Consider the following 25,978-nt stretch of genomic DNA (forward strand, 5'->3'; position numbering starts at 1 on the left):
GCGCTATTCGACGAGTTCGGCCAGCCGGTTGATGATGCGCGTCGGCTGCGCCGTGGCGTTGGCCGGCACGCCGGCCTTGAACGGGTCGTACCAGATACCGCACATGCCCAGCATCTGCGGCGCCACGACTTCCCACTCGTAATTGTCGCCCACCATCCAGGCGTCCTCGGGGCCAACGCCCAGCCGCTCCAGTGCGTGGCGATAGACGGCGAGCTCGGGTTTGCCCTGGCCGAACTCGCCCTCGATCTGGATGTGGTGGAAGCGATGGGCCAGTTCGAACCGCTCGATCTTGGCGCGCTGCGTCTCCGACGCGCCGTTGGTGACGAGCGCCAGCCGGACGCCGGCGTCGCGCAGCGCATCGACCGTGGCATGGGCGTCGGGGTAGAGCCGGTATTCCCTGCGCCTCAGCTCGGTGAAGGAATCGGCGATGCGGTCGGCCAGCGCATCGTCCGGGCGACCGAGGCGGGCGAGCCCGCGGCGCACCGACAGGCGACGGGCACCGGGAATGTCGAGCCGCCACTTCGCGGCCTCGGCGCGGTCGTTCCAGAAGGCGCGTGCCTCTTCCATCACGGCCGTGCGCACGCGGGCGATGGCGGCCTCGTCGTGGGCATCGAGGTGGGCCGCGAAGACATGGAGCAGGCGGGTCCACGCCTCCTCGGGCTGGGCGTAGGCGCGGATCAGCGTGTCGTCCATGTCGAACAGGATGGCGCGGGGCAGGCCCGCCCGGGGAGAATCAGGCATGGTCAGTTCGTCGGCTGGCCCGCGAAGGTCGTGGGCGCGGGGCTGATCACCACGCCGCGCTCGCCCTGGATCTCGATCACGGCCAGCGCCCGCTCGGAGCGTCCGTCCGGCAGGAACCGGAAGATTCCATCGACGCCGGAGAAGCCGTTGGGATTGGTGAGTGCTTCCGCCGAGAAGTCGCCGCCCGGCTTCAGCCGCGCGAGATGGCTGGCGAGGCCGACGCCGTCATAGGCAAGCGTTGCCAGGCGATGCGGCGGCCGGCCGTAGGTCGAGACGAATCTGCGTTCGAAATCGGCACGCTTGGCCGGGTCGGGCGCGGCGTACCACGCGCCCCGCAGCATGGATTCGGAGCCGACGCCGGGGAAATCCCAGACGCCCGTACCGATGAGCTGTACCGCGCGACCATCGAGACCGTTGGTGGCGAGGGAGGCGAGCGCGACCGGGAGGGCCGGCGGCGCGACCGGGACCAGGACGGCAAGCTTGCCACCGTCGCCCTTGGCCGACGCGGCGAGCTGACGGGCCTGTGCGGGGATGTCGCTGCCGCTGGGGTCGAAGAACTCGCGTCCGACGACGGTGCCGCCGCGCGTGTTCACGTAGGTTTCGAGGGTGCGGGCCATCTGCTCGCCATAGGCCGTCTGCGGCGCGAAGGTCGCGAAGCGGCGGATGCCTGCCTCGAAGGCGTGGTCGACCACGCGACGGACCTGCGGCGGCGCCGCGATGCCCATGATCCAGACGCCGCGCTGGGCGACCTGCTCGTCGTTCGAGAAGGCCACCACGTTCATGCCGCCCTGGTTGACCAGCGGCACCAGGGCCGAGGCCGACGTACCGTAGAGCGGTCCGAGGACGAGAGCGGCGCCGTCGAGTCGGGCCTTGCGGTAGGCTTCGACGGCGGTCTCGGCGCTGTCGCCGCTGTCATAGGCGGAGAGGGCCAGTTCCTTCGACCCGTTGTCGAACAGCGCCATTTCGGCAGCCTGCTGCATCGCCTGTCCGATCGGCGCAGCCCGGCCGCTGAGCGGCAGCAGCAGGGCGATGCGCGCCTTGCCCGAGGCGGTGAGCGGCGAACCGGCTTGTGCGGCAACGGTCACCGGTCGCGCGGCAGGCGTGCTAGTCTTGGGCGGCTCGCTGCAGGCACCCAGGAAGAGGGCGGCGGTGGCGAGCACGAGGAATGACCTACGCATCGGCGCGAAACTCCGGCGATCGGAAGCAGATGGACTTGGACGAACGGCCCCAAGCTACCGACGAGCAGCCCCCGCGTAAACCGCCGCTCGCCCCGGGGCTGCATATTGTTGCCACACCGATCGGCAACATGCGCGACATCACGCTGCGCGCACTCGACGTGCTGCAAGCGGCCGACCTGATCGCCTGCGAGGACACGAGGGTGTTCGCCAAACTCGCCACCCACTATGGCATCGCCGCCCCGACCATCGCCTACAGCGATGCCACTCAGGAGAAGGCCGAACCCCGGGTCGTGCGGACGCTTGCCGCGGGCAAGGCCGTCGCCCTGGTCTCCGATGCCGGCATGCCCCTGATCTCCGATCCGGGATACCGTCTGGTCCGCGCCGCCGTCGACGCCGGTCATCCGGTGACCTCCGCGCCCGGCGCGTCGGCCGTGCCGATGGCGCTCGCCCTGTCGGGCCTGCCGACCGACCGCTTCTTCTTCGCGGGCTTCCTGCCCGCCAAGGCGACCGAACGGCGCCGCGCCATCGGGGAGGTGACGGCCATTCCGGCGACCCTCGTCTTCTTCGAGGCGCCCCACCGGCTGCCCGAGGCGCTGGCCGATCTCTTCGAACTGCTGGGCGACAGGCCTGCGGCCGTCGCACGCGAGCTCACCAAGTTGTTCGAGGAGGTCCGCCGCGCGCCTCTGTCCAAGCTCGCCGCGCATTATGCCGCGCATCCGGACGTGAAGGGCGAGATCGTGATCGTGATCGGGGCGCCTTCGGCCGAAACCGAGCGCAGCGCGGGCGAAGTCGACGAGGCGCTGCGCGAGGCGATGGCCGGCGCGTCGGTCAAGGATGCGGCGGCGGAAATCGCCGCACGTTTCGGATTGAAGCGGCGCGACGTCTATGCCCGCGCCCTCGAGATGAAGCGCGGCGCCCCATGACCCTGCAGACACGCCAGAAGGCCTATCGCATGGGCCATACCGCCGAGTGGCGCGCGGTGTGGCGGCTGCGGCTCGGCGGCTATTCGATCCTGATGCGCCGCTACAAGACCCGCCTGGGCGAGATCGACATCGTGGCGCGTCGCGGCAACGTGCTGGCGTTCGTCGAGGTGAAGGCGCGTCGCGACTTCGCCAAGGCGGCGGATGCGCTGGGAACGCGCCAGTTCGGGCGCGTTGCCCGGGCCGCCAGCCTGTTCATCGCCCACCATCCGCGCTATGCCGCGTGCTCGGTGCGCTTCGATGCGGTGCTGGTCGGCGGTGTCTGGCCGCGTCACCTGCCCGACGTCTGGCAAGCGCCGGAGTGATGCGTGACGAATGATTTCGAACGTCTGAGGGGTCTGTGCGCCGGCGACGGCGAGCGGATCGACCTGCTCGAAGCGGGATTTCTGCTGAGCGTGCTTGGCCGCGGGGAAAGCATCGATCTTGCGCCCTTCCGCCAGCAGGTGACGTCGATGGCGACCGATCTCGCCGATCTCGTCCACCGGCGCGGCGCCACGCCCGAGGCGCTTGCCGAGGTGATTGCGCGTTCCTACGCCTATCGCGGCGACAGCGAAACCTACGACGACCTTCAGAACGCCGACCTCGTGCGCGTCATCGAGCGGCGCAAGGGCCTGCCGGTGGCGCTTTCGATCCTCTACATGCACGTTGCCCGCGCCCAGGGATGGACGGCGGAGGGACTGGCCTTCCCGGGCCACTTCCTGATCCGCATCGGCATCGACAGCGCGCGGCACGTCGTCGATCCCTTCCACGAGGGCGCGGTGCGCGACGCCGCCGACCTGCGCCGGTTGCTGCGGCAGGTCCTGGGTGGCGATGCGGAGCTCATGCCGGCCTATTTCGACGCCGTTTCCGACCGCGACGTGCTGCTGCGCCTGGAAAACAACGTCCGCCTTCGCCTCGCCCGGCGCGAGGACTGGGCGGCGGCGGCGCGTTCGCTCGACCGCATGCTGGCGATCGCACCGGACCGGGAGGAACTGCTGTTCGAAGCCGGCCAGATCAATGCCCGCCTCGACAAGAGGCGCGCCGCCATCGCCGCCTTCCAGCGAATCCTCGAACTGGACGGCGATCCGGGGCTGCGGCAGCGCGCCTCGGCGCTGTTGCAGGAACTGCGTCGCGGCCTTAACTGAAACCCGTCGCCCATCGTCCCGAGCCCGGATAGTCAGGATCAGCCCATGAAGCTCAGCGTCGCCATCCAGATGGACCATGTCTCGACCATCGACATCGACGGCGATTCGACCTTCGTGCTGGGCCTGGAGGCCGAGAAGCGCGGCTACGCGGTGTGGCACTACACGCCGGCCGACCTGGTCTTCCGCGATCGCAAGGTGATGGCGCGCGCCCAGCCGATGAAGCTGCGGCGCGAGAAGGGCAATCACTTCACGCTGGGCTCCCCCGAGATGCTCGACCTGTCCACGATCGACGTCATCCTGCTGCGCCAGGATCCGCCGTTCGACATGTCGTACATCACGACCACGCACCTGCTCGAGCACATCCATCCCAAGACCCTCGTGGTCAACGATCCCGCGAGCGTGCGCAACGCGCCGGAGAAGCTGTTCGTCACGCACTTCGACAACGTGATGCCGCCGACGCTGATCACCGCCGACGCACGCGCGCTGCGCGAGTTCCGTGACGAGCACCAGGACATCATTCTGAAGCCGCTGTTCGGGAACGGTGGCGCCGGCGTCTTCCGGGTGCGGCCCGACGACGAGAATTTCGCCTCGCTGCTCGAGATGTTCTCGCAGCGCAGCCGCGAGCCGGTGATCGCCCAGCGCTACCTCCCCGAGGTGCGCAAGGGCGACAAGCGCATCATCCTGATCGACGGCAAGGCGGTCGGCGCCATCGACCGCGTGCCCGCGGCCGGCGAGGCGCGCTCCAACATGCATGTCGGCGGCAAGGCGGTGAAGGCCTCGCTCACCAAGCGCGACGTCGAGCTGTGCGAGATCATCGGACCGGAACTGGCGAAGCGGGGCCTGATCTTCGTTGGCATCGACGTGATCGGCGACTATCTCACCGAGATCAACGTCACGTCGCCGACCGGCCTGCAGCAGATCAACCGCTTCGACGGTGTCTCGCTCGAGGCGCAGATCTGGGATCGCATAGAGATCCGCTACCAGGAAACCCGAGGGAGCAAGGCATGATCCGACGCACGTTTCTTTCTCTCGCGATGACGCTGTCGGCCGGCGCGGCCGTTGCGCAGCCGGCGCCTTCCGACCTGTTCGGCCAGAAGCAGATCGTGCGGGCCGTGCTCGACGGAGATGCGGAGAAGGTGCGGCAGGCGCTGCTGAAGCACGAGAGCCCGAACCAGACCGCGAACAACGGCTCGCCTCTGCTGACGGTCGCGGTCCGCGCGGGACACATCCCGGTCGTCGAGACGCTGCTGAAGGGCGGCGCCATGCCCGATGCCGTCGATCCGGAGGGCTACACCGCGCTGATGCGCGCCACCGAGAAGGGCGATGTGGAGATCGTCGAGATCCTGCTGCGGCGCAACGCCAGCACGCGGGTGCAGAACCGGCAGGGCCAGACGGCGCTGATGATCGCCTCGTCGCGCGGTTACGCCGAGATCGTGCGGCTGCTGCTGGAGAAGAAGGCCGATCCCAATTCGCGCGACTTCACCGGGCGCACGGCGCTGGGCTACGCCAAGCAGGCCAATCGCGGATCGATCGAGGCGATGCTGCGCCGGGCCGGCGGCAAGGAATGACCGCTACCGGGACGGCGCCGATCCGGATCACCGGCTCGTTGGCGATCGACCCGGAGGAAATCCAGGAAAGCTTCGTGCGGGCGGCGGGTCCCGGCGGGCAGCACGTGAACACGACATCCACGGCGGTACAGCTGCGTTTCGACGTTCGACGCTCGCCGTCGCTGCCCGACGACGTTCGTCAACGGCTGGAGCGGCTGGCCGGCCGGCGCCTGACGCGCGACGGCGTGCTGGTCCTCGTGGCCCAGGGGCAGCGCAGCCAGTTGCGCAATCGCGAGGAGGCGCTCGCCCGCTTGGTCGAGTTGATTCGCGAGGCGACCTACAAGCCGGCGCCGCGCGTGAAGACGAAGGTGAGCCGGGCCGCCAAGCGCCGTCGCGTCGACGACAAGAAGCGTCACGGCGCCGTCAAATCGCTGCGGAAAGCCCGGCGATCCGACGACTGACGAAGCCGGGCGGTTTGGGTTAGTGTTGCGGCTCCAGATCAGATGAGGTGCCCCGTGGCAGACGTTCGCAAGGAAACAGACAGCCTCGGCGAGGTGAGCGTTCCGGCCGACAAGCTCTGGGGTGCCCAGACGCAGCGGTCGCTGGAGCATTTCAGCATCGGCAAGGACCTGATGCCGCGCGAGATGATCACCGCCTATGCGACACTGAAGAAGGCCTGCGCCAACGCCAACCATGCGGGCAAGCGGTTGGACGATACCGCGCACAGGCTGATCCTCGAGACCTGCGACGAGATCCTGGCCGGCCAGCATCACGACATGTTCCCGCTGCACGTCTGGATGACCGGCAGCGGCACCCAGTTCAACATGAACGTGAACGAGGTGATCTCGAACCGCTGCTGCCAGCTCGCGGGAACGCCGCTCGGCTCGAAGAAGCCGGTGCATCCCAACGACCACGTGAACATGTCGCAGTCGTCGAACGACAGCTTCCCGTCGGTCATGTACATCGCCGCCGCCGTCAACACGAAGGAGCGCCTGCTGCCGTCGCTGAAGGCGCTGCACGACGCGATCGACGCCAAGGCAAAGGAATGGGCCGACATCGTCAAGATCGGCCGTACCCACATGCAGGATGCAACGCCGATCACGCTCGGCCAGGAATGGTCGGGCTATGCCGGCATGCTGGCCGACAACATCGAGCGTGTCGAAGATGCGCTGAAGGGCGTCTATCGCCTGGCGCTGGGCGGTACGGCGGTGGGCACCGGCATCAACGCGGCCCCGGGCTTCGACGTGGCGGCGGCGGCGGAGATCGCGAAGCTGACCGGCCTGCCGTTCGTGACCGCGCCCAACAAGTTCACCGTGCAGGGCGCGCACGACGCGCTGGTCCAGTTGTCGGGCGCGTTCCGCACGCTCGCCGTCTCGCTCTACAAGATCGCCAACGACATCCGGCTGATGTCATGCGGCCCGCGCGCCGGTTTCGCCGAGCTGCACATCCCGGAGAACGAGCCGGGCTCGTCGATCATGCCGGGCAAGGTCAACCCGACCCAGGCCGAGGCGCTGACCATGATCGCCGTCCAGGTGATGGCCAACGACGTGGCGGTCGGCTTCGGCGGCGCCAGCGGCTATCTCGAGATGAACGTCTACAAGCCACTGATCATCTACAACATCACGCACTCGATCACGCTGATGACCGACGGCTGCGCCAACTTCCGCAAGTTCCTGGTCGAGGGTACCAAGCCCAATCTCAAGAAGATCAAGGAATACGTGGACCGCTCGCTGATGCTGGTGACGGCGCTCGCCCCGGTGATCGGCTACGACAAGGCCTCGAAGATCGCCCACTATGCGGACGACAACGACCTCACCTTGAAGGAAGCCGCGCTCAAGCTCGGCTTCGTGACCGAGGCCGAGTTCGACAAGGTCGTCGATCCATCGAAGATGGTCCACCCCTACGTCGCGACGGAGTAGGCGACCGGTCTGTCGCTCAGATCCGGTCGGCCTCATCCGACAGAGGGGCTAGAGTCCTTCCGACGTAGACAGATCAACGACCCACCTCATCCTCAGGAGCGCCGAGAAGCGGCGCGTCTCGAAGGATGGGCAACAAACGCGGTGCTCGTTCCCATGCTTCGAGACGGCCCTTCGGGCCTCCTCAGCATGAGGTGGGTGGTGCGATTCCAGTTTGCTCGGAAAACCTAGCGCTCGTAGCGCCACTGCCGTTCGGTGAGAAAGCGGGAGGCGACGAGACCCATCGCCATGCCACCGACCGCGAAGCCGCAGGTCGCGGCCGCCTCGACCGCCGCCAGGGATTTGCCCTGGTTCAGGAACACGATCGTCTGAAAGGCGAACAGGCCGGGCGTCATCATGATGATGCTGGGCACCGTCAGCGCGATGCGCGGCGCGTGCAGGCGGCCGCGCACCAGCGAGGCGCCCAGTCCGACCGCCAGCGCGCCGAAGAATGTCGCCTGTGGCAGGGCAAGACCGAGATCGTGCAGTCCGAGCCGCACCTCGTTGCCCACCATCGACAGCAGCGCCACCGCCAGAACCGTGCGATGCGGGTTGTTGAACAGGATGCCGTAGCCATAGCCGCCGGCCAGGCAGGCGAGCGCCCGGCCCAGCACGGTGAGCGGCTCGATCGCACCGGGCGGCGGTGCGGCCGGTGCCGGCGCGAGGCCGGCCAGCATCGCCACCACCGACATGCCGCAGGCCGCGCTCAGCGTCAGCAGCACGCCGTAGAACAGGCGCGTCACGCCAGCCTTGGTCTGGTGCTGCGTCAGGTCGAGCAGGGCGGCGACCAGCGGGAAGCCCGGCACGAGGAACAGAACCGACGAGATGAATCCGATGGCGTGGGCGAAGGCAAAGGTGCGCACACCGAAGCCGATCACGATCAGGCAGTAGAGGCCGGACGCCAGCACGGCGCACAGCGCGGTCATCGCGAACTGGTTGAAGCCCTGGCGCGAGAGCAGGGTGCGGGCCGCCTGGCCGATGCCGCCGCTCACCGCCGCCGCGCCGGTCGCCAGCAGGTCGCCGCCGTTGAGATAGGAAAAGGCCGTCGAGGCCACCGCCATCGACAGGGCGACCGGGAGCAATCCGTGCAGCGGCGCTGCCTTTTCGATGCGGTCGAGTTCGGCGCCGAGAGTCGCGGTGTCGAGGCCGGCCGCGGCGCCGAGCGAGAGCTCTTCGAGGGCGGCGATCTTCGAGGCATCGACACCCGGCGGACCGGTCTCGCGCGTCAGGGTCGTGGCCTCGCCGCCGGTCCACCCCGTCGCGGTCAGGCCGACGGTCGACAGCTCGACCTCGAGCCGCTCGATGCCGAGTGCCTGGGCCAGGCGATGCATGGCATCGCGCACCCGGAAGGCCGTGTCGCCGGCGCGCAGCATCAGCGCGCCGAAGCGCAGCAGGACTTCCAGGGATTCGGTGAGCGGGGCCCGCGGGTCGGTCATCAGACCGTGTGCAGGCCCAGCACTTCAGCCGTATCCTTGCGCACGCGCTCGACCAGCGAAGCGTCGGTCTTCAGGTCCTGGCCATAGGAGGGAATCATCTCCTTGAGCTTGGGCACCCAGTGGCCGGTGAGCTGCTCGTGGAAGCAGTTCTCCAGCATGTGGACCATGATCCACACGGCGGTGGACGCGCCGGGCGAGGCGCCGAGCAGGGCCACGATCGAGGAATCGGCCGAATGGACGATCTCGGTGCCGAACTCCAGCTTGCCGGTGCGCGCCACGTCCTTGCGGATGATCTGGACGCGCTGGCCCGCGACGTCGAACTCCCAGTCCTTCTCGTCGACGGCGGGATAGAAGTCGCGCAGCGCATCGAAACGATGGGCCTTGGTCTGCAGCACCTGGCCGATCAGGTATTCCTCGAGCGGAAGATTGTCCCGCGCCACGGCGAGCAGCTGCAGGAGATTGTCCGGCCGCAGCGACAGCGGCAGGTCGAACATCGAGCCGTGCTTCAGGAACTTGGTCGAGAAGCCGGCGAAGGGTCCGAACAGGAGCCAGCGCTTGCCGTCGACATAGCGCGTATCGAGATGGGGCACGGACATCGGCGGCGAGCCGGTCGCCGCCATGCCGTAGACCTTGGCCATGTGGCGGGTGGCGATCTCCTGCTTGCCCGAGCGCAGCCAGATGCCGCTGACCGGAAAGCCGGCGAAGCCGTCGGCCTCGGGGATGCCGGACTTCTGCAGCAGCGTCAGCGCGGCGCCGCCCGCGCCCAGGAACACATACTTCGCGCCCAGCGAGCGCTTGGCATGGGTCTTCTCGTCCTTGACTCCGATCGTCCAGCCGCCGTCGGTGCGGCGATGGAGATCGGTGACCTGCTGCGAGAATTCGATCGAGAAACCGTCCTGGCGCCGCAGGTAGTTGAGCAGGTTGGTCGTGAGCGCGCCGTAGTTCACGTCCGCGCCCGTGACCATGCGCGTGGCGGCGACGGGCTGGCCGGGGTCGCGACCCTCCATGATCAGCGGCGCCCACTCGGCGATCTGCTTGTGATCCTCGGAATACTCCATGCCGCGATAGCAGTGATGCGCACTCATCGCCGCGTGGCGCTTCTTCAGGAAGGCCTGGCGGTCGGCGCCGATCACGAAGCTCATGTGCGGCACGGGATGGATGAACGAGTCCGCCCGCTGGATCGCGCCCTTGCGGATCAGGTAGGACCAGAACTGGCGCGACATATCGAACTCGACGTTGACCTCAAGCGCCCGCGAGATGTCGACGCTGCCGTCGGGACGCTGCGGCGTGTAGTTCAGCTCGCAGTTGGCGGCATGGCCGGTGCCGGCGTTGTTCCACGGGCCGGAGCTCTCCTGCGCCTCGCCCTCGAGCCGCTCGATGATCTTGATCTTGAGATGCGGCTGCAGCTCCTTGAGGAACGTGGCCAGCGTCATGCTCATGATGCCGGCGCCGACCAGGACGACGTCGAAGTCGCCGGAATGATTGTCTGCCATCGAACTCTCCTATCGGCGGTCTTTGGGGGTGGCGCGCTTGAACGGCACGGGGGCATCCTTGCCCAGCACGACGTAGAGACGCCGCCAGGGCTGGTCGTCGACCAGTCTCCAGGTGTGCCCGCCGCCGGTCGTGTCCTCGGCCAGCAGGATGTCCCCGGGCGCCAGGGTGAAATGCTGTTCGCCGCGGGTCTTGAAGTCGAGCGTGCCGCTCAGGGTGATGACCAGCTGGCGGACCGGCGCGGTGTGCCAGGCATAGTTGCCGCCCGGCTGGGTCTCCTGCAGCGACGCGCTGGTGACGTCGATCTTGCCGCTCAGCAGGTCGCCGTGCGCGCCGGGCTTGAGGTCGATCCAGCCTTCCTCGACGTGCGAGTTCTGGTCTTCACCCGTCCAAATCCGCACGCACCGAATCATGCCGCTTTCCCTGATTTCACACGTCGCGGCGACGGTAGTACGGGCTCATCCGGCTGGCAACAAACCGCCCCCGGCGGCGGATCGGGGTTCCCCCGGATGCTTGGATTGAGCTAGAAGGGCGCCACGTCCCCGTAGCTCAGCCGGATAGAGCAGCGGTTTCCTAAACCGGAGGTCGGAGGTTCGAATCCTCTCGGGGACGCCATCCCGCCGTTGAAATGATGTCGGCCTGCCCGGTCGTGGCACAACAGGCTCGTGATCGCCCAACCGTCGCGGCCCCAAGTCGACCTCGAAACGGCGGCCGACGGGTTAGCCTCCGTACTTCTTCTGACCGGCCACCCAGGTCTCGCTGACCTTGATGGCGGCCAGCTTGTCGGGGGCCGCGGCGTAGGGGTCGGACTCAAGCAGCACGAGGTCGGCTTCCTTGCCTTTCTCCAGCGAGCCGATGCGATCGCCCTGCCCGATCTGGCGGGCGGCGTCGATCGTTACCGCGCGCAACGCCTGGTCGAGGGTGATCGCCTGGTCAGGCGCGATGACGGAGTTGTCGACGACGCACTTGCGCGTAACGGCTGTCTCGACCAAGGCGAGCGACCCGACCGGCGAGCACGGTGAGTCGGTGTGGAGGGTGAACGGAATCCCGGCACGCACGCAACTTCCGGCGTTGTCGGTCAGCAAGGTGCGCTCGGGCCCGAAAATCTGGTCGCGGTAGGCTGCGCCGTAGAAGCGCACGTGGTTCATCAGGAAGCTCGGCTGGACGTTCAACGCCTTCATGCGGGCGACTTGGTCCGGACGCATGATGGTCGAGTGCTCGATCCGGTTGATGCCCTGCGCTGTCGAGCTGCCATAGGCCGCCTCGATCGCGTCGAGCGCAAGGTCGAGCGTATGGTCGCCGTTGCAGTGTATCTGAACGGTCGAGCCAAACGCCTTCACGTCGGCAACCATCTTCTTCATGGCCGCCGCGTCGAAGTTGGGCTGTCCTTTGGCGCTGCCGCCCAGGTACGCGACGGTCTGCGCGCCGGTCCTGGTCTGGTTGGAGCCGTCGCCCACGATCTTCACGCCGTACAGCGAGAATAGGCTGTCGGGCAGGACCGTCGCCCGGGGGCCGATGCCGAGCGCCCGGAACGGCTCGTAGCCCTTCATGTCCTCATACATCAGGCTGGCGCTGGTGCGGCAGGCGAAGCCTGGCGACGCCTTGGCGAAGGCCGCGACCCACTCCGACTTCAGCGTGCCTGGCTCGTGCAGCGTGGTGTTGCCGGCCGACGCCGCCTTGCGAAGGTAGCTCTCCAGCGCCTTGCCCGCGACCGCCATCGTGATCTTGGGCAGCATCAGCGGCAGGAACTTGAACATGGCCGCTTCCTCGAAGACCTGGCCGTCGAGCTTGCCGTCGGGCGCGCGTCCGAAGTGACCGCCTCCGGGCAGTTCGCCCACGTCCTCCGCGATACCGGCCAGCTTAAGCGCGAGGCTGTTGACGCAGGCATCGTGACCGTTGGTGTACCAGACGAAGATCGGCCGGTCGGTCGAGACCGCATCCAGCTCGGCGCGCGTCAGCCCGCCGCCCTGCAGCAGGTTGTCGAAGTTCGACGCCGCGACCCACTCGCCGGCCGGCGTGCGCGCGGCCATGGCGCGCAGCGCCTCGATCAGCTTGGCGCGCGTCGGATAGGTCGTGTAGCCGACGTCGGTCAGCAGTTCGAGGACGACCGCCGACATGACCGAGTGGTTGTGCGGATCGACGAAGCCCGGCATGAGCACCCGACCGCCGAGGTCGACAATCTTCGTGGCCGTCGACTTCAGGCCCGCCACCTCATCCTCGCTGCCGACCGCCAGGATCTTGCCGCCGCCGATTGCCAGCGCCTGCGCAGGGGCAGCGCCAGGCATCGGCAGGACCTTGCCGCCGCGGAAAATGACCTCGGCGCCGTTGGCGGCCCGGGCGCCGCGCGGCGCAATGATCGTCGCGGCAGCACCGGCTGCCCCCACCGACAGCGCCATGAGCGTACGCCGGGTCGGCTTCGGAGCACCGGCCAAGTTGCCAAACACACTGTTGGCACCGCCCTCGAAGAGGTCGTCATGAAGGGCGATCGTACTGAAGCAGGCACGGCACATGGAGTGTCTCGTTCGTGGAAGCGACGCTGATCGACCAGTTCCAGGCGCCGAACTCAATGTGGCGATAAAACTTATCGGTTAGACTGATGGTCTAGTCTCACTTTCCTAGATGCATAGTCAAACCACAAATATACGTGCTCTTTAGATGCAAACTCGACAAGGAAGAGACAGATGGTGCGCAGTGGACCGGTTGGGCGACAGGCAAAGGCAGCCCCCCAAAAGGTCCACCCTACACGGCAGAAGCTCATTGAGACGACGCTCCAGTTGCTGGAGGTAACTTCGCCGGCGGACATCACGGCGGACCTCATTCTAGACACGTCGGGCGTCTCGAAGGGGTCCCTCTACCACCACTTCGAAGATCTCACCGATGTGATCGAAGCCGCGATGATCGTTCGATTTGCTGTCGGCGTGAACGAGAGCGTCAAATCCCTCGCGGATATCGTGTCCACTGCCAAGTCTCAGGAAGAACTAATGCAAGGGCTCGAGGCAGTCGCCCGTTCAGCGCACGTCCGGGAGAGGACGGGACTTCGGGCGACACGCATCCAGATGATCAGTCTCGCCACCATGAACCCGCGCTTCGCCGCCAAGCTCGCGCACGAGCAGGAGCGGCTGACAGACGCTCTCGCTGACATCTTCCAGATGGGTCAAAATAGAGGTCTAATGAACCGCGAGTTCGATGCGCGGGCGGCCGCAGTCCTGATCCAAGCCTTCACGTTGGGTAAGATTGTGGACGAGATAGTCGAGCAACCGACGAATCCTGAGGCGTGGAACAATATCATCAGCCGTCTAATCCGTCTGGTTTTTGGCTGACTGTCAGAATCAAGCACAGAACGGGTGCCAATTTCGCTTGAGCCCCTGAGTTCATCGATCCAGCGAAAAATTGTCCGCTTGTGCCTGGCACGGACAACGGTCGGCCGTCGCGGGCCGCACAACATGGCCACGCTGATGTTCATGGAGTTCGATGCGCCCTCATTTCAGAAGCTCGACAACAGCCTGATGGTCTCCTGCATGACCTCTCGTATACCGTCGGCGGCGGGGAGACTCGTCCCTGCGTCTTTGCGCATTGGTTTCTGTCAGAGGATTTCGAGGCTATCGGCCCATGCAGCGATAAGGCTAGGTCGTCGCACGGCCAATTCCCGGCAGACCTCACCATGAATACGGCTGGATGCCGTATTCGGCAGGCACGAGGGTGTAGCGCAAGCTCGCGCCGGCACTGCGGGCTCGCAGCTTACGGGGCGGTCGTGTGTCGGGTTCCGAGCCTAGGTTTCGAGTGTGCCCGCCAGGCGCTGCGCGGCGTCGGCATAATCCTTCATGAAATCGTAGACGACCGAACGCGCCGACTGTTCGGTGTTCATGAGACCGACCGCCTGGCCGACATAGTAGGTGGCAAGCCGCTGGGCTCCCTCATGACCGCTGGCGGCAAGCTTGTCGATTTTGGCCAGTGCCGGTCGGCTGATGAGGCCTTGCAGCGGCATCGGCAGCGGATCGGGAGCGCTCTCGCCATGCCAGCCATCGGTCCAGGCCGACTTCAGCTGCCGTGTCGGCTTGCCGGTCCGGCTGCGCGACCGCACGGTGTCGCGCGAGGTCGCCGCCAGCATCTTCTTCTTCACCGTCGGGGTCGTCTCGGCCTCCGCCGTCGTCAGCCAGACCGAGGCGGTCCAGGCGCCGTCTGCGCCCATGGCCATGCACGCCGCCATCTGCCGCCCGGTCGCGATTCCGCCGGCCGCCAGCACGTGGATGTCCTTGTAGTCCTCAATGGCCTGCAGCACCTCGGGTACCAGCACCATGGTCGAGACCTCGCCGCAGTGCCCGCCGGCCTCGGTGCCGGCGACCACGAGAATGTCGACCCCGGCCTTGGCGTGCTTGACCGCATGTTCCTTGGCGCCGGTGAGGGCGCCCACCAGGATGTCCTTGTCGCGTGCGCGCTTCATGATCGACGGCGGCGGCACGCCCAGCGCGTTCACGAACAGCCTGATGGGATGGCTGAAGGCGACGTCGAGAAGGCGAGCCGCGCCGCCTTCGCGCATGTTGTCGGTATAGTCGTGGCCGCCTTGGCCGGCAGACCAAAGATCGGCGGTATCGATGCCATGTTGGGCGAGCAGGCTGGCGACATGCCGGCGATGCTCGGGGGGGACGCGCGCCTCGAGGTCGGCCGCCGTCAGCCCACCCTCCTTGTCCTCCATCTTGTTGGGGATCAGCAGGTCGATGCCGTAGGGCTTGCCGTTGACGTGCTCGTCGATCCATTTGAGATCGATTTCCAGGCTCTCCGCGGTGTGGGCGACGGCGCCCAGCACGCCGAAGCCGCCGGCGTTCGACACCGCCGCCACGACGTCGCGGCAATGGCTGAAAGCGAACAGGGGAAACTCGATTCCGAGCTTCCTGCACAAAGCAGACTTCATCCGACGTTTCCCCTCCGGCAAGACGCGAATGCGACCAGGAAAGCCGCCGGGTCTGTGGCGCCCCCTCCGCGGCCGACACTCTCGGCTGGCAACAGTGCCATCATCGACGCATTGTCACGACGACGCTGCCAGGACGCAAGAAGCGCGCGTGTTGACTATTGACCGGGCGCGCATCGGACGAGCCGAAACCCGCCTGCCGTCAGCGGCCCTTGAACACCGCGGCCCGCCTTTCGACGAAGGATCGGATACCCTCGGCTGCATCTTCGGTTCCGAACACGCGCTCGCGAATCCTGGGGACGTAGTCGATCGCGGCCCGCTCGCCGGCCTCGATGAATTTCCGGCCCGCTTCCTTGGTGACCTGAATGCCGAGCGGTGCGTTGCGGGCGATGATCGTCGCGAGTTCCATCGCGCGCTCGACCTGGCGGCCGACCGGCACGACTTCCTGGACGAGGCCGACGCGGTAGGCCTCGGCCGCGGAGAACTCGTCGCACAGCAACAGATGGTACATGGCGTTGCCCCAGCCGCTCCGGCTGATGAACCGGAAGTGGGCGCCGCCCAGCGGGGCGATGCCGCGCCGGGCCTCCATCTGGCAGAAGCGACAGTCCTCGGCGGCTACGACGATGTCGCCTGCCAGCATCATCTCGATGCCGACGGTGAAGCAGATCCCCTGGACGGCCGTCACGATCGGCTTGCGGCACGTGTTTGCCATCCCGAACGGGTCGATGTTTTCCGGCGGCCGCGGCCGGGCAGTGGCTGCCGGTCCGAAGAACTTGGGCATGTCGAGGCCGGCCGTGAAATCCTTGCCGTTGGCGCACAACACACCCACCCAGAGATCCGGGTCGGTGTCGAGGAGCGTCATTGCCTCCGACAGTTCCAGCATCATCTCGGGGCTGAAAGCGTTCTTCTTGGCGGGATTGTCTATGACGATCCTGAGAATGTGGTCATGGCGCTCGTACCGAACGCACCCCGTCGCAGCCGCTTCGGACATAGGCTTCTCTCCCCGATTTCCACTGTGGTTTATCTGGATTATGGTCGACATCCAGGAGGATGATGAACATAATGCAGAAATTCAAGCGACAAACCGGACGATGATATGGGTCACAGCCAGGCGGCAAAGGCACGGACGCGCGAACGCATCTTGACCGAGGCCGCGGCGCAGATCCGTGAGGCGGGGCTGGAATCGGTCAGCGTGTCGACGTTGATGCGCAAGGCGAACCTTACCAATGGCGGCTTCTACGGGCACTTCGAGTCCCGTGCCGATCTCCTGGTCGAAGCCCTCCGGCGGGCGTTGAAGGAGGGCGCGGCGAAAGCCCACGGCCGGTCCGGCGCGCAAGGGAAGCCGGACTTCGCGGCCATCGTCCGTGGCTATCTAAGTCGCGCGCACCGGGACGCACCACAGAACGGCTGTGCGATAGCGGCCCTCGTTTCCGACGTCGGCCGCGCGGACATGACGGCGCGGGCCGCGATGTCGCCTCATGTGGAGAGTTTTTTCGAGATGGTCGCTCGGGCGCTCGCTGACGAGGAAGAGAACCGTGCGATCGCGGCCGTCTGCGCGATGGTTGGAGCGTTGGCCCTCTCCCGCGTCGTGACCGACCCAAAGCGGTCGGATGCAATCCTAAAAGCCGTGCGCGAATCCCTGCTCAAGCAGGAGCAGCCGGAAGCGCACAGCGCCTGACTTCGACCTGAGCGACGATCTCGCGCTGCTCTCTCTCGATCCGTTTCGGGGAAATCGTCGCTGCCCCGGACGTTTCGAGAAGACGGCGGGACGGTCGGCTAGCGCCAGAACAGCGCCAGCAGGATGATGATGGGAATGGGAACCCCTATCAGCCAGAGCAGGATCGAGCGGCCCATTTGACGTCTCCTCGCGTTTCGCGGTGTCTGCGGAATTGCCAGGGCGAAACGGGCGTCGAGGTCGAGGGTTGCCTTCCCCTGAGCCGGTAGCGGTCATCGCATTCATGGCGGCCCCGCCATGTTCGATACGAGTGCAGCGCGACGGCTGGTGAGGCGGGCTTGCGACAACGTGTCCGTGAGCCCGGGGGCATTTTCAGGTGAGGTTCAGGTTCGGCGGGTACCGGCAGGCGGCTCTAACAGGAGACTCCGATGCCCGTTCCGCAAACCAAGGTCTTTCTGGGCACCGCCCTGTCCCAAGGGCAGGCTCTGCGCTTCCTGCCCGATGCCACGGGCGATTTCGGCATTACGGTCTCGACGTCGCCGGGCACGACCTGGCTCGGAACCATCGGCGACCTCGACGGCGACGGTCTGCCCGACTTCATCTTCGGTGCGCCGGGCGACAACGACAAGGCGGTCTATGCCGGTCGCATCTTCGTGCATCTCGGAGCCGCCACTCCAGGCACGACGGCCATGATCGCCGACTCCACCACAACCATCATCATCGACGGGGTGAACGCGGGCGACCGCGCCGGAGCGGCCGTCGGTTCCATCAGCGACCTCAACGGTGACGCACTGGGCGAAATCCTCGTCGGCGCGCCTGGCATGGAGAACGGGGCGGCGGTGGATGCCGGCGCGGCCTTCGTGGTCTGGGGTATGGCGGCACCCGGCGGGGTCGACCTCGGCGATCCGTTCACCGCCGGCGGAAACGGATTCGTCATGAAGGGTGAGGCTGCCGGCGACGCGGCCGGAACTGCACTCACCTCGGTCACCGACCTGAACGGCGACGGAAGGGCCGAGTTCGTGGTCGGCTCGCCGGGCAACGACGCCGGCGGCGCCAACGCCGGCGCGGCCTACGTGGTGTGGGGAAAGGCGACGGACACGATCGTCCGCCTGACCAACGTCGCGTCGGGAACGGGTGGCTACAAGATCGTTGGCGAAGCGGCCGGCGATGGGGCCGGCCGGACCGTCGGTACGGTGGGCGACCTCAATGGCGACGGGAAGGCCGAGATCCTCATCGGGGCGGCCGGCAGCGATGCGGGCGGCGTCGATTCGGGAGCGGCTTACGTCGTGTTCGGCAAGAACACGACGACGCCCGTCCTGCTGGGAAGCGTTGCCGCGGGCAGCGGCGGATTTCGCATCAAGGGCATGGCGGGCGACCATGCCGGGTCCGTCCTCACAGGGCTCGGTGACGTCAATGGGGACGGCAAGGCCGACATTCTGGTCGGTGCGCCCGGTTCCGACAGCGCCTACGTCGTGTTCGGCAAGAGCGGGACGGCAGAGGTCGACCTCGCCGACGTCGCCAACGGGGTCGGTGGCTTCAGGGTCCTGGCCGAATCAGGTGGCGATCTCGCCCGGCTTTCGGTCGCCGGTGGAGCCGATCTGAACCGCGACGGAATCAGCGACTTCGTCATCGGCACGCCGGACAACGGCGAAGGAGGCTCCCAAGGCGGCGCGGCCTATGTCGTCTGGGGTGGGGGTGCCGGCACCGTGGACCTGGCCCTCGTGGCCCAGGGAATCGGCGGGGCCAAGGTGGTCGGCGATGCAGGCAGCCTGACGGGCGCGACCGTTGCCATCACGTCCGACGTCGACGGCGACGGTACGGCCGACTTGATGATCGGTGCTCCCGGCAGCAGCGAAAGCGCCTATCTGCTGTTCTCGGATTCGAACTGGCAGCCTGACTCCAACATCTACGGCACCAATGGCGACGACACGATCGATGTCGGCTATGGCGGGCACTACGTCGTCGGCGAAGGCCCGGACACCATCCTCGGCCTTGATGGAAACGACACCATCAGCGGGGGCGGAGGGGACGATACGATCGAGGGTGACGGTGGAGACGACACGCTGTCCGGAAACGCGGGCAACGACTGGCTCGACGGTGGCGCTGGCACCGATCTCATGACCGGCGGGGAGGGCGACGACACATACGTCGTCGACACGCCGCTCGACACGGTCGCCGAGCTGCTCGGCGGCGGCACCGATACCGTCCTGGCGGCCGGTGACTACACGCTGGGCGTGGAGGTCGAGAATCTGGTCCTGACGCAGGCGGGCGCCGGCACCGGCAACGAACTCGACAACCAGATCACGGGAAGCGACGGCGACGATGTCATCGATGGCGCCGGCGGCGCCGATCAGATGGCTGGCGGCTTGGGCAACGACACCTACGTGGTCGACGCCGCCGGTGACGTCGTCAGCGAACTGCCGGGCGAAGGGTACGATTCGGTCTTTGCGAGCGTCGACCATACGCTCACGGCCGACGTCGAGGCTCTCGTCCTGCAGGGCGATGCGCGCCACGGCACGGGCAATACGCAGGATAACGAACTCTTCGGCACCGTGGGCGACGACACGCTCGATGGCGCGGGCGGCGCCGACACGATGGCGGGAGACCTCGGAGACGACACATACATCGTCGACAATGCCGGTGACGCAGTCGTCGAATCGGTCGGCGGGGGCGTCGATACGGTCATCGCCTCGGTCGACTTCACGCTCGACAGCGAAGTCGAGAACCTGACCCTCACGGGCCTGGCGAGAGGGGCGACCGGCAACGCCCTGAACAACGTGCTGACGGGTACGGCCGGCGACGACGTCCTGAACGGCGGGACGGGCGCTGACACGATGATCGGCGGTTCCGGCAACGACACTTACCATGTCGACAACCTGCTCGATTCCATCGTCGAGGCAGCCGGTGGCGGCTCGGACACGGTCGTCGCGTCGTTCGACTACACGCTGTCTCCCGGCGAGATCGAGAACCTCGTCCTGACCGGCGGCGCGCATACCGGCACCGGCAACGCCGCCAGCAACACTCTCACCGGCGGGACGGGCAACGACACGCTGGACGGCGGCGGCGGTGGCGACGTCCTGATCGGCGGCGGCGGTGACGACCGCTACATCATGCGCACCGCCGCCGACGTCGTGACGGAAGGGCTCGGCGGTGGCACCGACACGGAGGTCGCGACCTTCAGCGTCACGCTGGCCGATAACGTCGAGAACCTCGAGATCTCGGGCGATGGTTCCGTGGGCACCGGCAACGCCCTGGCCAACGTGCTGATCGGCGGCGCGGGCGTCCAGACATTGCGGGGCGGCGCCGGGGACGACACCTACTACCTGGACGACACGGGCGACATCGTCGTCGAAGACGCAGGCGGCGGGATCGACACGGTCGTCAGCAGCGTGAACCTGAGTGGTGTACCGGCAAACGTGGAGAACATCCGCCTGACCGGCTCGGCGCACGTCGCGATCGGTAACGACAGCGGCAATCGCCTGTCGGGTGGAAGCGGCAACGACGAGCTCGATGGCGCCGGTGGCGACGATCTCGAACTTGGCGGCGACGGCGACGACATTCTGATCTCAAGGGCGGGTCGCGACACGCTGTCGGGCGGTGCGGGAAATGACGTCTACAAGGTGGCCGGCGGAGCGGTCGAGATCGAGGACTTCCTGGGCCATGACAAGCTCGACGCCAGCGACGCGACGGGCAACAGCTACATCGACCTGAGCGGCGCGAGCGATAGCGTCGTCCAGGGAGAGATCTGCCACTTCAAGGGGGGCGGTTCGAGCGCTGCGCCGCTCGACGTGCAGTTCCTGCAGGATCTTTCCGGCTCGTTCGGCGACGACATCGCCACGGTGCGCGGGGTGGTGCCGCAGATCGTCTCGGCACTGCAGGCCGTGCAGGTGGACAGCCGCTTCGGCGTGACGTCTTTCGTCGACAAGCCTGTGTCGCCGTTCGGCGCAACCGGCGAGTGGGTCTACAATCTCGAACTGGGGCTGACGGCAAATGCTGTCGCGCTCAGTTCGACGTACAACGCTCTCGCGATCCGCTACGGTGCCGACGAGCCCGAGTCCCAGATCGAGTGCCTGATGCAGGTGGCACTGCACGCGTCCGAAACGGGCTTCAGGGTGGATTCCGCCCGCTTCGTGGTCCTGTTCACCGATGCGCCCTATCATCAGGGCGGCGATGGGGCGGCGGGCGGCATCACCACGCCCAACAACGGCGACAACCAGACGCCCGGCAACGGTGCGCTCGAGGACTATCCCCTGGTGCCGCAGGTCCGTGCGGCGATCGAGGCGGCCAACATCATCCCGATCTTCGCCATCGCGAACGGCTACGAGTCGGTCTACCAGGGTCTCGTCGGCGCCCTGGGCCGCGGCGCGGTCGTGTCGCTCACCAGCAACAGCAGCAACATCGTTTCGGCGATCACCACCGGAATGACGGCGGTCACCACGACCCACATCGAGGACGCCACGGGCGGCATCGGCAACGACACCCTGAAGGCCAACGACGCCGACAACCTCCTGTCGGGTGGAGCCGGCAAAGACGCGCTGTACGGCGCGTTGGGCAACGACACGCTCGATGGCGGCGCCAGCAGCGACACGCTCTTCGGCGGCGCCGGCGACGACACGTATTTCGTGAACTCGACCGGCGACAAGGTGTACGAGACGGTCAGCAACGCGCCCGATGCCGCCGACGCAGGCGGCGTCGACCAGGTCTACAGCAGCATCTCTTACGATCTGAACGGCTCTGCGGGACTGCGCTTCGTCGAGAAGCTGAGCCTGACGGGAGTGGCCGGCCTTGCGGGCTACGGCAACGATCTCGACAACGTTCTGGTCGGCAATGCTGGAAAGAACCTGCTGGACGGCAGGGCCGGCGCAGACACCATGATCGGGGGTGCCGGCAACGACACCTACTACGTGGACAATGCCGCGGACCAGGTCGTGGAGGCGGACGGACAGGGCAGCGACACGGTCTGGAGCACGGTGGACTACAGCCTCGCCGATGGCCAGTCGGTCGAGACGTTGCGGGTCAGCGGGAGTGCCGGCCTGACGCTTCACGCCAACGACCTCGGTGTCTCGCTGTTCGGTGCAGTCGGCATCGATACGCTTGTGGGCGGGACCGGTGCGGACAGGCTCGACGGAGGGTCGGGTGCCGACGTGCTGCAGGGCGGTGCGGGCGGCGACACCTATTACGTCGACGATGCCGGGGATCAGGTATTCGAGACGACGACGATCGACCCGCTATCCGCGACAGATGCCGGGGGAGTCGATCGGGTCTATAGCTCGGTGAGCTTCGACCTCGGAGCGGGCAACGGCGTGAAGTTCGTCGAGAAACTCACGCTGACCGGCGCCGACGCCATCGACGGCACCGGCAACGCCCTGAGCAACACGCTGGTCGGCAACGATGCCGCCAACATGCTGATCGGTGGCGCAGGGAGGGACGTGATCAGCGGCGGTGCGGGTGACGATCGGCTGATCGGTGGCGCCGGCGCGGATGCACTCACCGGCGGCGCCGGGAGCGACACGTTCGTCTTTGCCACCCTGGCCGACAAAGGCGACAGGATCGCGGATTTCCTGGTCGGAACCGACCTGCTCGAGTTCTCGGCCGCCGGCTTCGGGGGAGGGCTGCTGGCGGGCGATGCGGCGACGGTGGTGAACGCTCAGAGCTCCGCCGCCGCGATGGGTGGCGCTGCCGGTTATTTCATCTTCGACGATGCCGGCCCGGGGCTCGGCACGCTCTACTGGGACGCGACCGGTGGCAGCGGGGTGGATGCCGTGGCGGTCGCCACCCTGACCGGTGTGGTCGGACTCAATCCGGCCGACTTCCACATCGTCTAGCCGGTCACCCGGGCACCGCGGGCAGTTCGACACGGGCTCTGGTGCCGCCGAGGGGAGAGGTCTCGATCCAGACCCGACCGCCGTAGTGCGTCACGAGCTCGCGTGTCACCGCGAGCCCCAGGCCGAAGCCGGCTGTAGATTCGTCCAGCCGCGCTCCGAGCGTGAAGACGGTCTCGCGGTCCTTCTCGGGAATGCCCGGGCCGTCATCCTCGATGGACAGGATGACCAGTCCGCCGGACAGTCCGGCGGACAGCCGGACCGTCGAGCGCGCCCACTTGGCGGCATTGTCGGCCAGGTTGCCGATGATCTCGCTGAAGTCCTGTGGATCGCAGGCAACCGTAAGGTCCTCCGGCGCATCGAGCTGGATTTCAATGCCGCGCCGCCGATTGAGCTGAGCGAGCGCGGAGACGATGCCGGCCATGGTCTCTTTCACGGCGCAGGCCAGGCCCAACGTGCCGCGGGCGGCGGCGCGCGCGCGGGCCATCTCGTAGTCGATCTGGCGCTGCATCTTCAGGCATTGGGCCTCGACGATCGCCGCGGAGTCCGACTGCCCGGTCGCCTTCAGTTGCTGGGCCTCGTCGAGGAGGACGGCGAGCGAGGTCTTCAGGGAGTGGGCCAGGGTCCCCGCCTGAGTCCTCGCACGGCGCAGCATCTCGCTGTTGCTGCCGATCATCGCGTTGAGGTCCTGAACCAGGGGAGCGACCTCGTGGGGCAGGTCGTCGGGCAGGCGTTCGACCCGCCCGCCCCTGACCTCGGTCAGGGCCCGCCGCAGCCGGCCGAGAGGCCTGAGGCCCAGCGTCACCTGGAGCGCGGCCGCCCCGCTCAGGCCGATCGCGATCACGGCGAGAGAGGCCGCCAGGGCCAGGTCGAAGTGCGAGAGTTCCGCATCGATCGTGCGTTGCGCCACGCCGATGGACAGTCGCAGGGGAGGATCGCCTTCGCCCGCGGGCACGAGCTGCTGGTAGAGGCGAAGCGGTCCCAGATTGGTGATCACTCTGCGCGGGTGGTCCAGTTCGGCGGCGTCGAACGGCAGGGATTCACGTTCGAGGGAGGGTGAGCGCAGCACCTGGCCTCCGGCTCCCTCGATCTGCCAGTACAGTCCGGAACCCGGTACGGCGAAGCGGGGGTCGCTGAGCGATCGCGGGATGGCGAGGGTGCCGTCGGAGCGGCGTTCCAGAAGGCTGCGCAGCTCTTCGGCGTGGTCCGTGAGGTCGTGGTCGAACTGGCGGACCACCAGCTCGTCGAACAGGCGCGACAGGACAAAGCCGCTCATCAGCAGGCCGATCGAGATCCACAGGACGGCACCGACGATCAGGCGGGCGCGAAAGCTATTCCGCAGCATCGCCTTCGTCTCCGAGGCGATAGCCCAGTCCCCTGACCGTTCGGATCGAACCGTGTCCCAGCTTCCGGCGCAGCCGGGCGACGTAGACCTCCACGGTGTTGGACTGGCGGGGAGCGTCGAACGAATACACATGGTCGACCAGTTCGCCCTGGGAAACGATACGCGTCGGCCGGTGCATGAGATAGCTCAGGATCTTGAGTTCCTGTGCGGTGAGATCGATCGGGCGGCCCGCGCATGTCACGCGGCCGGTGATGGTGTCGAGGTCGATGTCCCGGTGATGGAGCACCGGATTCGCAGCTCCGGCCGACCGCCGGGCGAGCGCACGCAGCCGGGCAACGACCTCCTCGATGTGGAAGGGCTTCTCGAGATAGTCGTCGGCGCCGGCGTTCAGGCCGGAGACGCGCTCCGCCCAGCCGCTGCGGGCCGTCAGCAGGAGTACCGGGAAATTCCGGCCCGCGGCGCGCCAGCGCTTCAGCACCTCGATGCCTGTCAGGCTTGGCAGGCCGATATCGAGCACCGCCGCGTCGAAGTCCTGCGTCTCGCCCATCTGCCATCCGGCCTCGCCGTCGGCTGCCGAATCGACGGCAAACCCGGCCTTCGTCAGACCCTTGTGCAGTCGACTTGAGAGATCGGCATCGTCCTCGATCAACAGGATGCGGATTGTCTGCTCTCCATCGGCGCCGACAGGACCTTGTGCCCTCTTCCGCGGCGGGGCTCTGCGGAGTCCTTATACCCGTGAACTCGCGGTGGCGCGCAAATTGTCTGGAGCGCGGAGAACCGGGGTCGCAACTTTGCAGTCGCTGTTACGTTCCTGCTGCGCTGACTGGAGTACGGTTCTTGGCGCTTCTCGACGGCCGCACGATCCTTATCGTCGAAAACGATCCGGCCATCGGGCTGGACCTCAGGGCGAGTCTGCTTTCGGCCGGCGCCCTTCCCGTCGGTCCGGCCAACAGCGTCCAGGCTGCCTTCAAGCTGATCGCCGATCACGCGATCGACGGGGCCATCCTCGACATTCGCCTGCACAAGGACGAGCTGGTGTTTCCCGTCGCCGACACGCTGCAGGCGCTTCGGGTGCCCTACGTGTTCGCCAGCGGCAGGTCGACCGCCCTGATGCCGCTTCGGCACGGTGACCGCCCCTCCTTCGACAAGCCGTTCCGTACGGAGGAGATCGTGAAGGTGCTGGCGGGCCTGATCGCTTCGGCATAGCCCGATCGCCCGGTTGCAACGGCGCTCTCTCCCGTGCGTTGGCGCGCGGTATCCCCGAACGTGAAAGGAGCGCAGCGATGCCGACGCCGAAGGAAATCGAAGAGAAGTTCTGGTCCGCCCTGAAGTCGGACATGACGATGATGCTGGGCCTCGACGGCGTCGAGGACGGACATGCCCGGCCAATGACCGCGCAGCTCGACGGCGAGCGCGGGCCGATCTGGTTCTTCACCAGCCGCGACAACGCGATCGTCGAGAAGCTCGGGGCCGGCAAAGGCAATCGCGCGATCGCCACCTTCACCTCGAAGGGCCACGATCTCTTCGCCACCGTGCACGGCGGTCTCACGCTGGATAACAATCCCGCCACGATCGACCGGCTGTGGAACCGCTACGTCGCGGCCTGGTTCGAGGGCGGCAAGAGCGATCCCAAGCTCGCCCTGCTGCGGCTCGATGCCGAACGCGCCGAGATCTGGCTCGATGCGTCGAGCGTGCTGGCCGGCATCAAGATGCTGCTCGGAGTCGATCCGAAGTCCGACTACAAGGACAAGGTCGCGGAAGTGAGCCTGCGAGGCTGA

Annotated in this window: 22 protein-coding genes and 1 tRNA gene; 13 read left to right on the forward strand and 10 right to left on the reverse strand. The window is 67.0% G+C overall.

From position 1 onward, the window contains the following. Positions 1-3 precede the first annotated feature (3 nt). A complete protein-coding gene (locus LJ725_RS23790) occupies positions 4-741 on the reverse strand; it encodes an HAD family hydrolase (RefSeq protein WP_230553435.1) in 738 nt (245 codons plus the stop codon). A 2-nt stretch (positions 742-743) separates the two neighbouring features. Then, positions 744-1,919: a penicillin-binding protein activator gene (locus LJ725_RS23795; RefSeq protein WP_230553436.1), complete on the reverse strand. Its 1,176-nt coding sequence runs from the start codon at positions 1,917-1,919 to the stop codon at positions 744-746. Positions 1,920-1,948: 29 nt separating this feature from the next. Here LJ725_RS23795 and rsmI point away from each other — a divergent pair, with 29 nt between their 5' ends. The 7 genes from rsmI to fumC are packed head-to-tail and all read left to right on the forward strand — an operon-like array spanning position 1,949 to position 7,489. Further along, positions 1,949-2,842, forward strand: a complete 894-nt coding sequence (rsmI, locus tag LJ725_RS23800) for a 16S rRNA (cytidine(1402)-2'-O)-methyltransferase (protein WP_408015771.1) — start codon at positions 1,949-1,951, stop codon at positions 2,840-2,842. Beyond that, entirely contained in the window at positions 2,839-3,204 is a 366-nt protein-coding gene (locus LJ725_RS23805; protein ID WP_230553438.1) for a YraN family protein, read from the forward strand. Before rsmI ends, LJ725_RS23805 begins: the two co-directional genes overlap by 4 nt. A 3-nt stretch (positions 3,205-3,207) precedes the next feature. Beyond that, entirely contained in the window at positions 3,208-4,023 is an 816-nt protein-coding gene (locus tag LJ725_RS23810; RefSeq protein WP_230553439.1) for a SirB1 family protein, read from the forward strand. 45 nt (positions 4,024-4,068) lie between these two features. Beyond that, positions 4,069-5,031, forward strand: a complete 963-nt coding sequence (gene gshB / locus LJ725_RS23815; RefSeq protein ID WP_230553440.1) for a glutathione synthase — start codon at positions 4,069-4,071, stop codon at positions 5,029-5,031. Then, on the forward strand, positions 5,028-5,591 hold the full coding sequence (locus tag LJ725_RS23820) for an ankyrin repeat domain-containing protein (RefSeq protein ID WP_230553441.1): 564 nt from the start codon (positions 5,028-5,030) through the stop codon (positions 5,589-5,591). The genes gshB and LJ725_RS23820 overlap by 4 nt, the downstream gene beginning before the upstream one ends. Beyond that, a complete protein-coding gene (gene arfB / locus LJ725_RS23825; protein WP_230553442.1) occupies positions 5,588-6,031 on the forward strand; it encodes an alternative ribosome rescue aminoacyl-tRNA hydrolase ArfB in 444 nt (147 codons plus the stop codon). The genes LJ725_RS23820 and arfB overlap by 4 nt, the downstream gene beginning before the upstream one ends. A gap of 54 nt (positions 6,032-6,085) precedes the next feature. After that, positions 6,086-7,489: a class II fumarate hydratase gene (gene fumC / locus LJ725_RS23830; protein ID WP_230553443.1), complete on the forward strand. Its 1,404-nt coding sequence runs from the start codon at positions 6,086-6,088 to the stop codon at positions 7,487-7,489. Positions 7,490-7,713: 224 nt separating this feature from the next. On the opposite strand, the gene LJ725_RS23835 is transcribed toward fumC, so the two are convergent. From LJ725_RS23835 to LJ725_RS23845, 3 genes are read right to left on the reverse strand one after another with little or no spacing between them, the layout of a single operon-like run. Continuing rightward, positions 7,714-8,961, reverse strand: a complete 1,248-nt coding sequence (locus LJ725_RS23835) for a threonine/serine exporter family protein (RefSeq protein ID WP_230553444.1) — start codon at positions 8,959-8,961, stop codon at positions 7,714-7,716. Then, positions 8,961-10,454: a malate dehydrogenase (quinone) gene (mqo, locus tag LJ725_RS23840; RefSeq protein WP_230553445.1), complete on the reverse strand. Its 1,494-nt coding sequence runs from the start codon at positions 10,452-10,454 to the stop codon at positions 8,961-8,963. Before mqo ends, LJ725_RS23835 begins: the two co-directional genes overlap by 1 nt. A gap of 9 nt (positions 10,455-10,463) precedes the next feature. Continuing rightward, entirely contained in the window at positions 10,464-10,853 is a 390-nt protein-coding gene (locus tag LJ725_RS23845) for a cupin domain-containing protein (protein WP_329958390.1), read from the reverse strand. A 137-nt stretch (positions 10,854-10,990) separates the two neighbouring features. Between LJ725_RS23845 and LJ725_RS23850 the strand changes: the two genes are divergently transcribed. Beyond that, positions 10,991-11,067, forward strand: a tRNA-Arg gene (locus LJ725_RS23850). 104 nt (positions 11,068-11,171) lie between these two features. Here LJ725_RS23850 and LJ725_RS23855 read toward each other — a convergent pair. Continuing rightward, the gene (locus LJ725_RS23855; protein ID WP_230553447.1) at positions 11,172-12,962 is read right to left on the reverse strand and encodes an amidohydrolase; all 1,791 of its coding nucleotides are present in this window, start codon (positions 12,960-12,962) and stop codon (positions 11,172-11,174) included. 171 nt (positions 12,963-13,133) lie between these two features. Here LJ725_RS23855 and LJ725_RS23860 point away from each other — a divergent pair, with 171 nt between their 5' ends. Next, a complete protein-coding gene (locus LJ725_RS23860) occupies positions 13,134-13,772 on the forward strand; it encodes a TetR/AcrR family transcriptional regulator (RefSeq protein WP_230553448.1) in 639 nt (212 codons plus the stop codon). 449 nt (positions 13,773-14,221) lie between these two features. Here LJ725_RS23860 and LJ725_RS23865 read toward each other — a convergent pair whose 3' ends face one another. Then, on the reverse strand, positions 14,222-15,361 hold the full coding sequence (locus tag LJ725_RS23865) for a nitronate monooxygenase (RefSeq protein ID WP_230553449.1): 1,140 nt from the start codon (positions 15,359-15,361) through the stop codon (positions 14,222-14,224). A gap of 199 nt (positions 15,362-15,560) precedes the next feature. After that, a complete protein-coding gene (locus LJ725_RS23870; protein WP_230553450.1) occupies positions 15,561-16,349 on the reverse strand; it encodes a crotonase/enoyl-CoA hydratase family protein in 789 nt (262 codons plus the stop codon). Between the two features lie 105 nt (positions 16,350-16,454). On the opposite strand from LJ725_RS23870, the gene LJ725_RS23875 reads away from it, so the two are divergent. Both LJ725_RS23875 and LJ725_RS23880 read left to right on the forward strand, forming a co-directional pair. Continuing rightward, positions 16,455-17,036, forward strand: a complete 582-nt coding sequence (locus LJ725_RS23875; protein WP_230553451.1) for a TetR/AcrR family transcriptional regulator — start codon at positions 16,455-16,457, stop codon at positions 17,034-17,036. 425 nt (positions 17,037-17,461) lie between these two features. After that, on the forward strand, positions 17,462-22,858 hold the full coding sequence (locus LJ725_RS23880) for an FG-GAP-like repeat-containing protein (RefSeq protein ID WP_230553452.1): 5,397 nt from the start codon (positions 17,462-17,464) through the stop codon (positions 22,856-22,858). A gap of 4 nt (positions 22,859-22,862) precedes the next feature. Here LJ725_RS23880 and LJ725_RS23885 read toward each other — a convergent pair whose 3' ends face one another. Both LJ725_RS23885 and LJ725_RS23890 read right to left on the reverse strand, forming a co-directional pair. Continuing rightward, positions 22,863-24,200, reverse strand: coding sequence for an ATP-binding protein (locus tag LJ725_RS23885; RefSeq protein WP_230553453.1), 1,338 nt, complete (start codon positions 24,198-24,200; stop codon positions 22,863-22,865). Continuing rightward, on the reverse strand, positions 24,187-24,849 hold the full coding sequence (locus tag LJ725_RS23890) for a response regulator transcription factor (protein WP_268990842.1): 663 nt from the start codon (positions 24,847-24,849) through the stop codon (positions 24,187-24,189). The genes LJ725_RS23885 and LJ725_RS23890 overlap by 14 nt, the downstream gene beginning before the upstream one ends. Before the next feature lie 188 nt (positions 24,850-25,037). Here LJ725_RS23890 and LJ725_RS23895 point away from each other — a divergent pair, with 188 nt between their 5' ends. Next, positions 25,038-25,406 (forward strand): response regulator, encoded by a 369-nt coding sequence (locus LJ725_RS23895; RefSeq protein ID WP_230553454.1) that lies wholly within the window; start codon positions 25,038-25,040, stop codon positions 25,404-25,406. A gap of 77 nt (positions 25,407-25,483) precedes the next feature. Next, on the forward strand, positions 25,484-25,978 hold the full coding sequence (locus LJ725_RS23900) for a pyridoxamine 5'-phosphate oxidase family protein (protein WP_230553455.1): 495 nt from the start codon (positions 25,484-25,486) through the stop codon (positions 25,976-25,978).

The sequence above is a fragment of the Reyranella aquatilis genome (assembly GCF_020880995.1).
Classification (GTDB): Bacteria; Pseudomonadota; Alphaproteobacteria; order Reyranellales; family Reyranellaceae; genus Reyranella; species Reyranella aquatilis.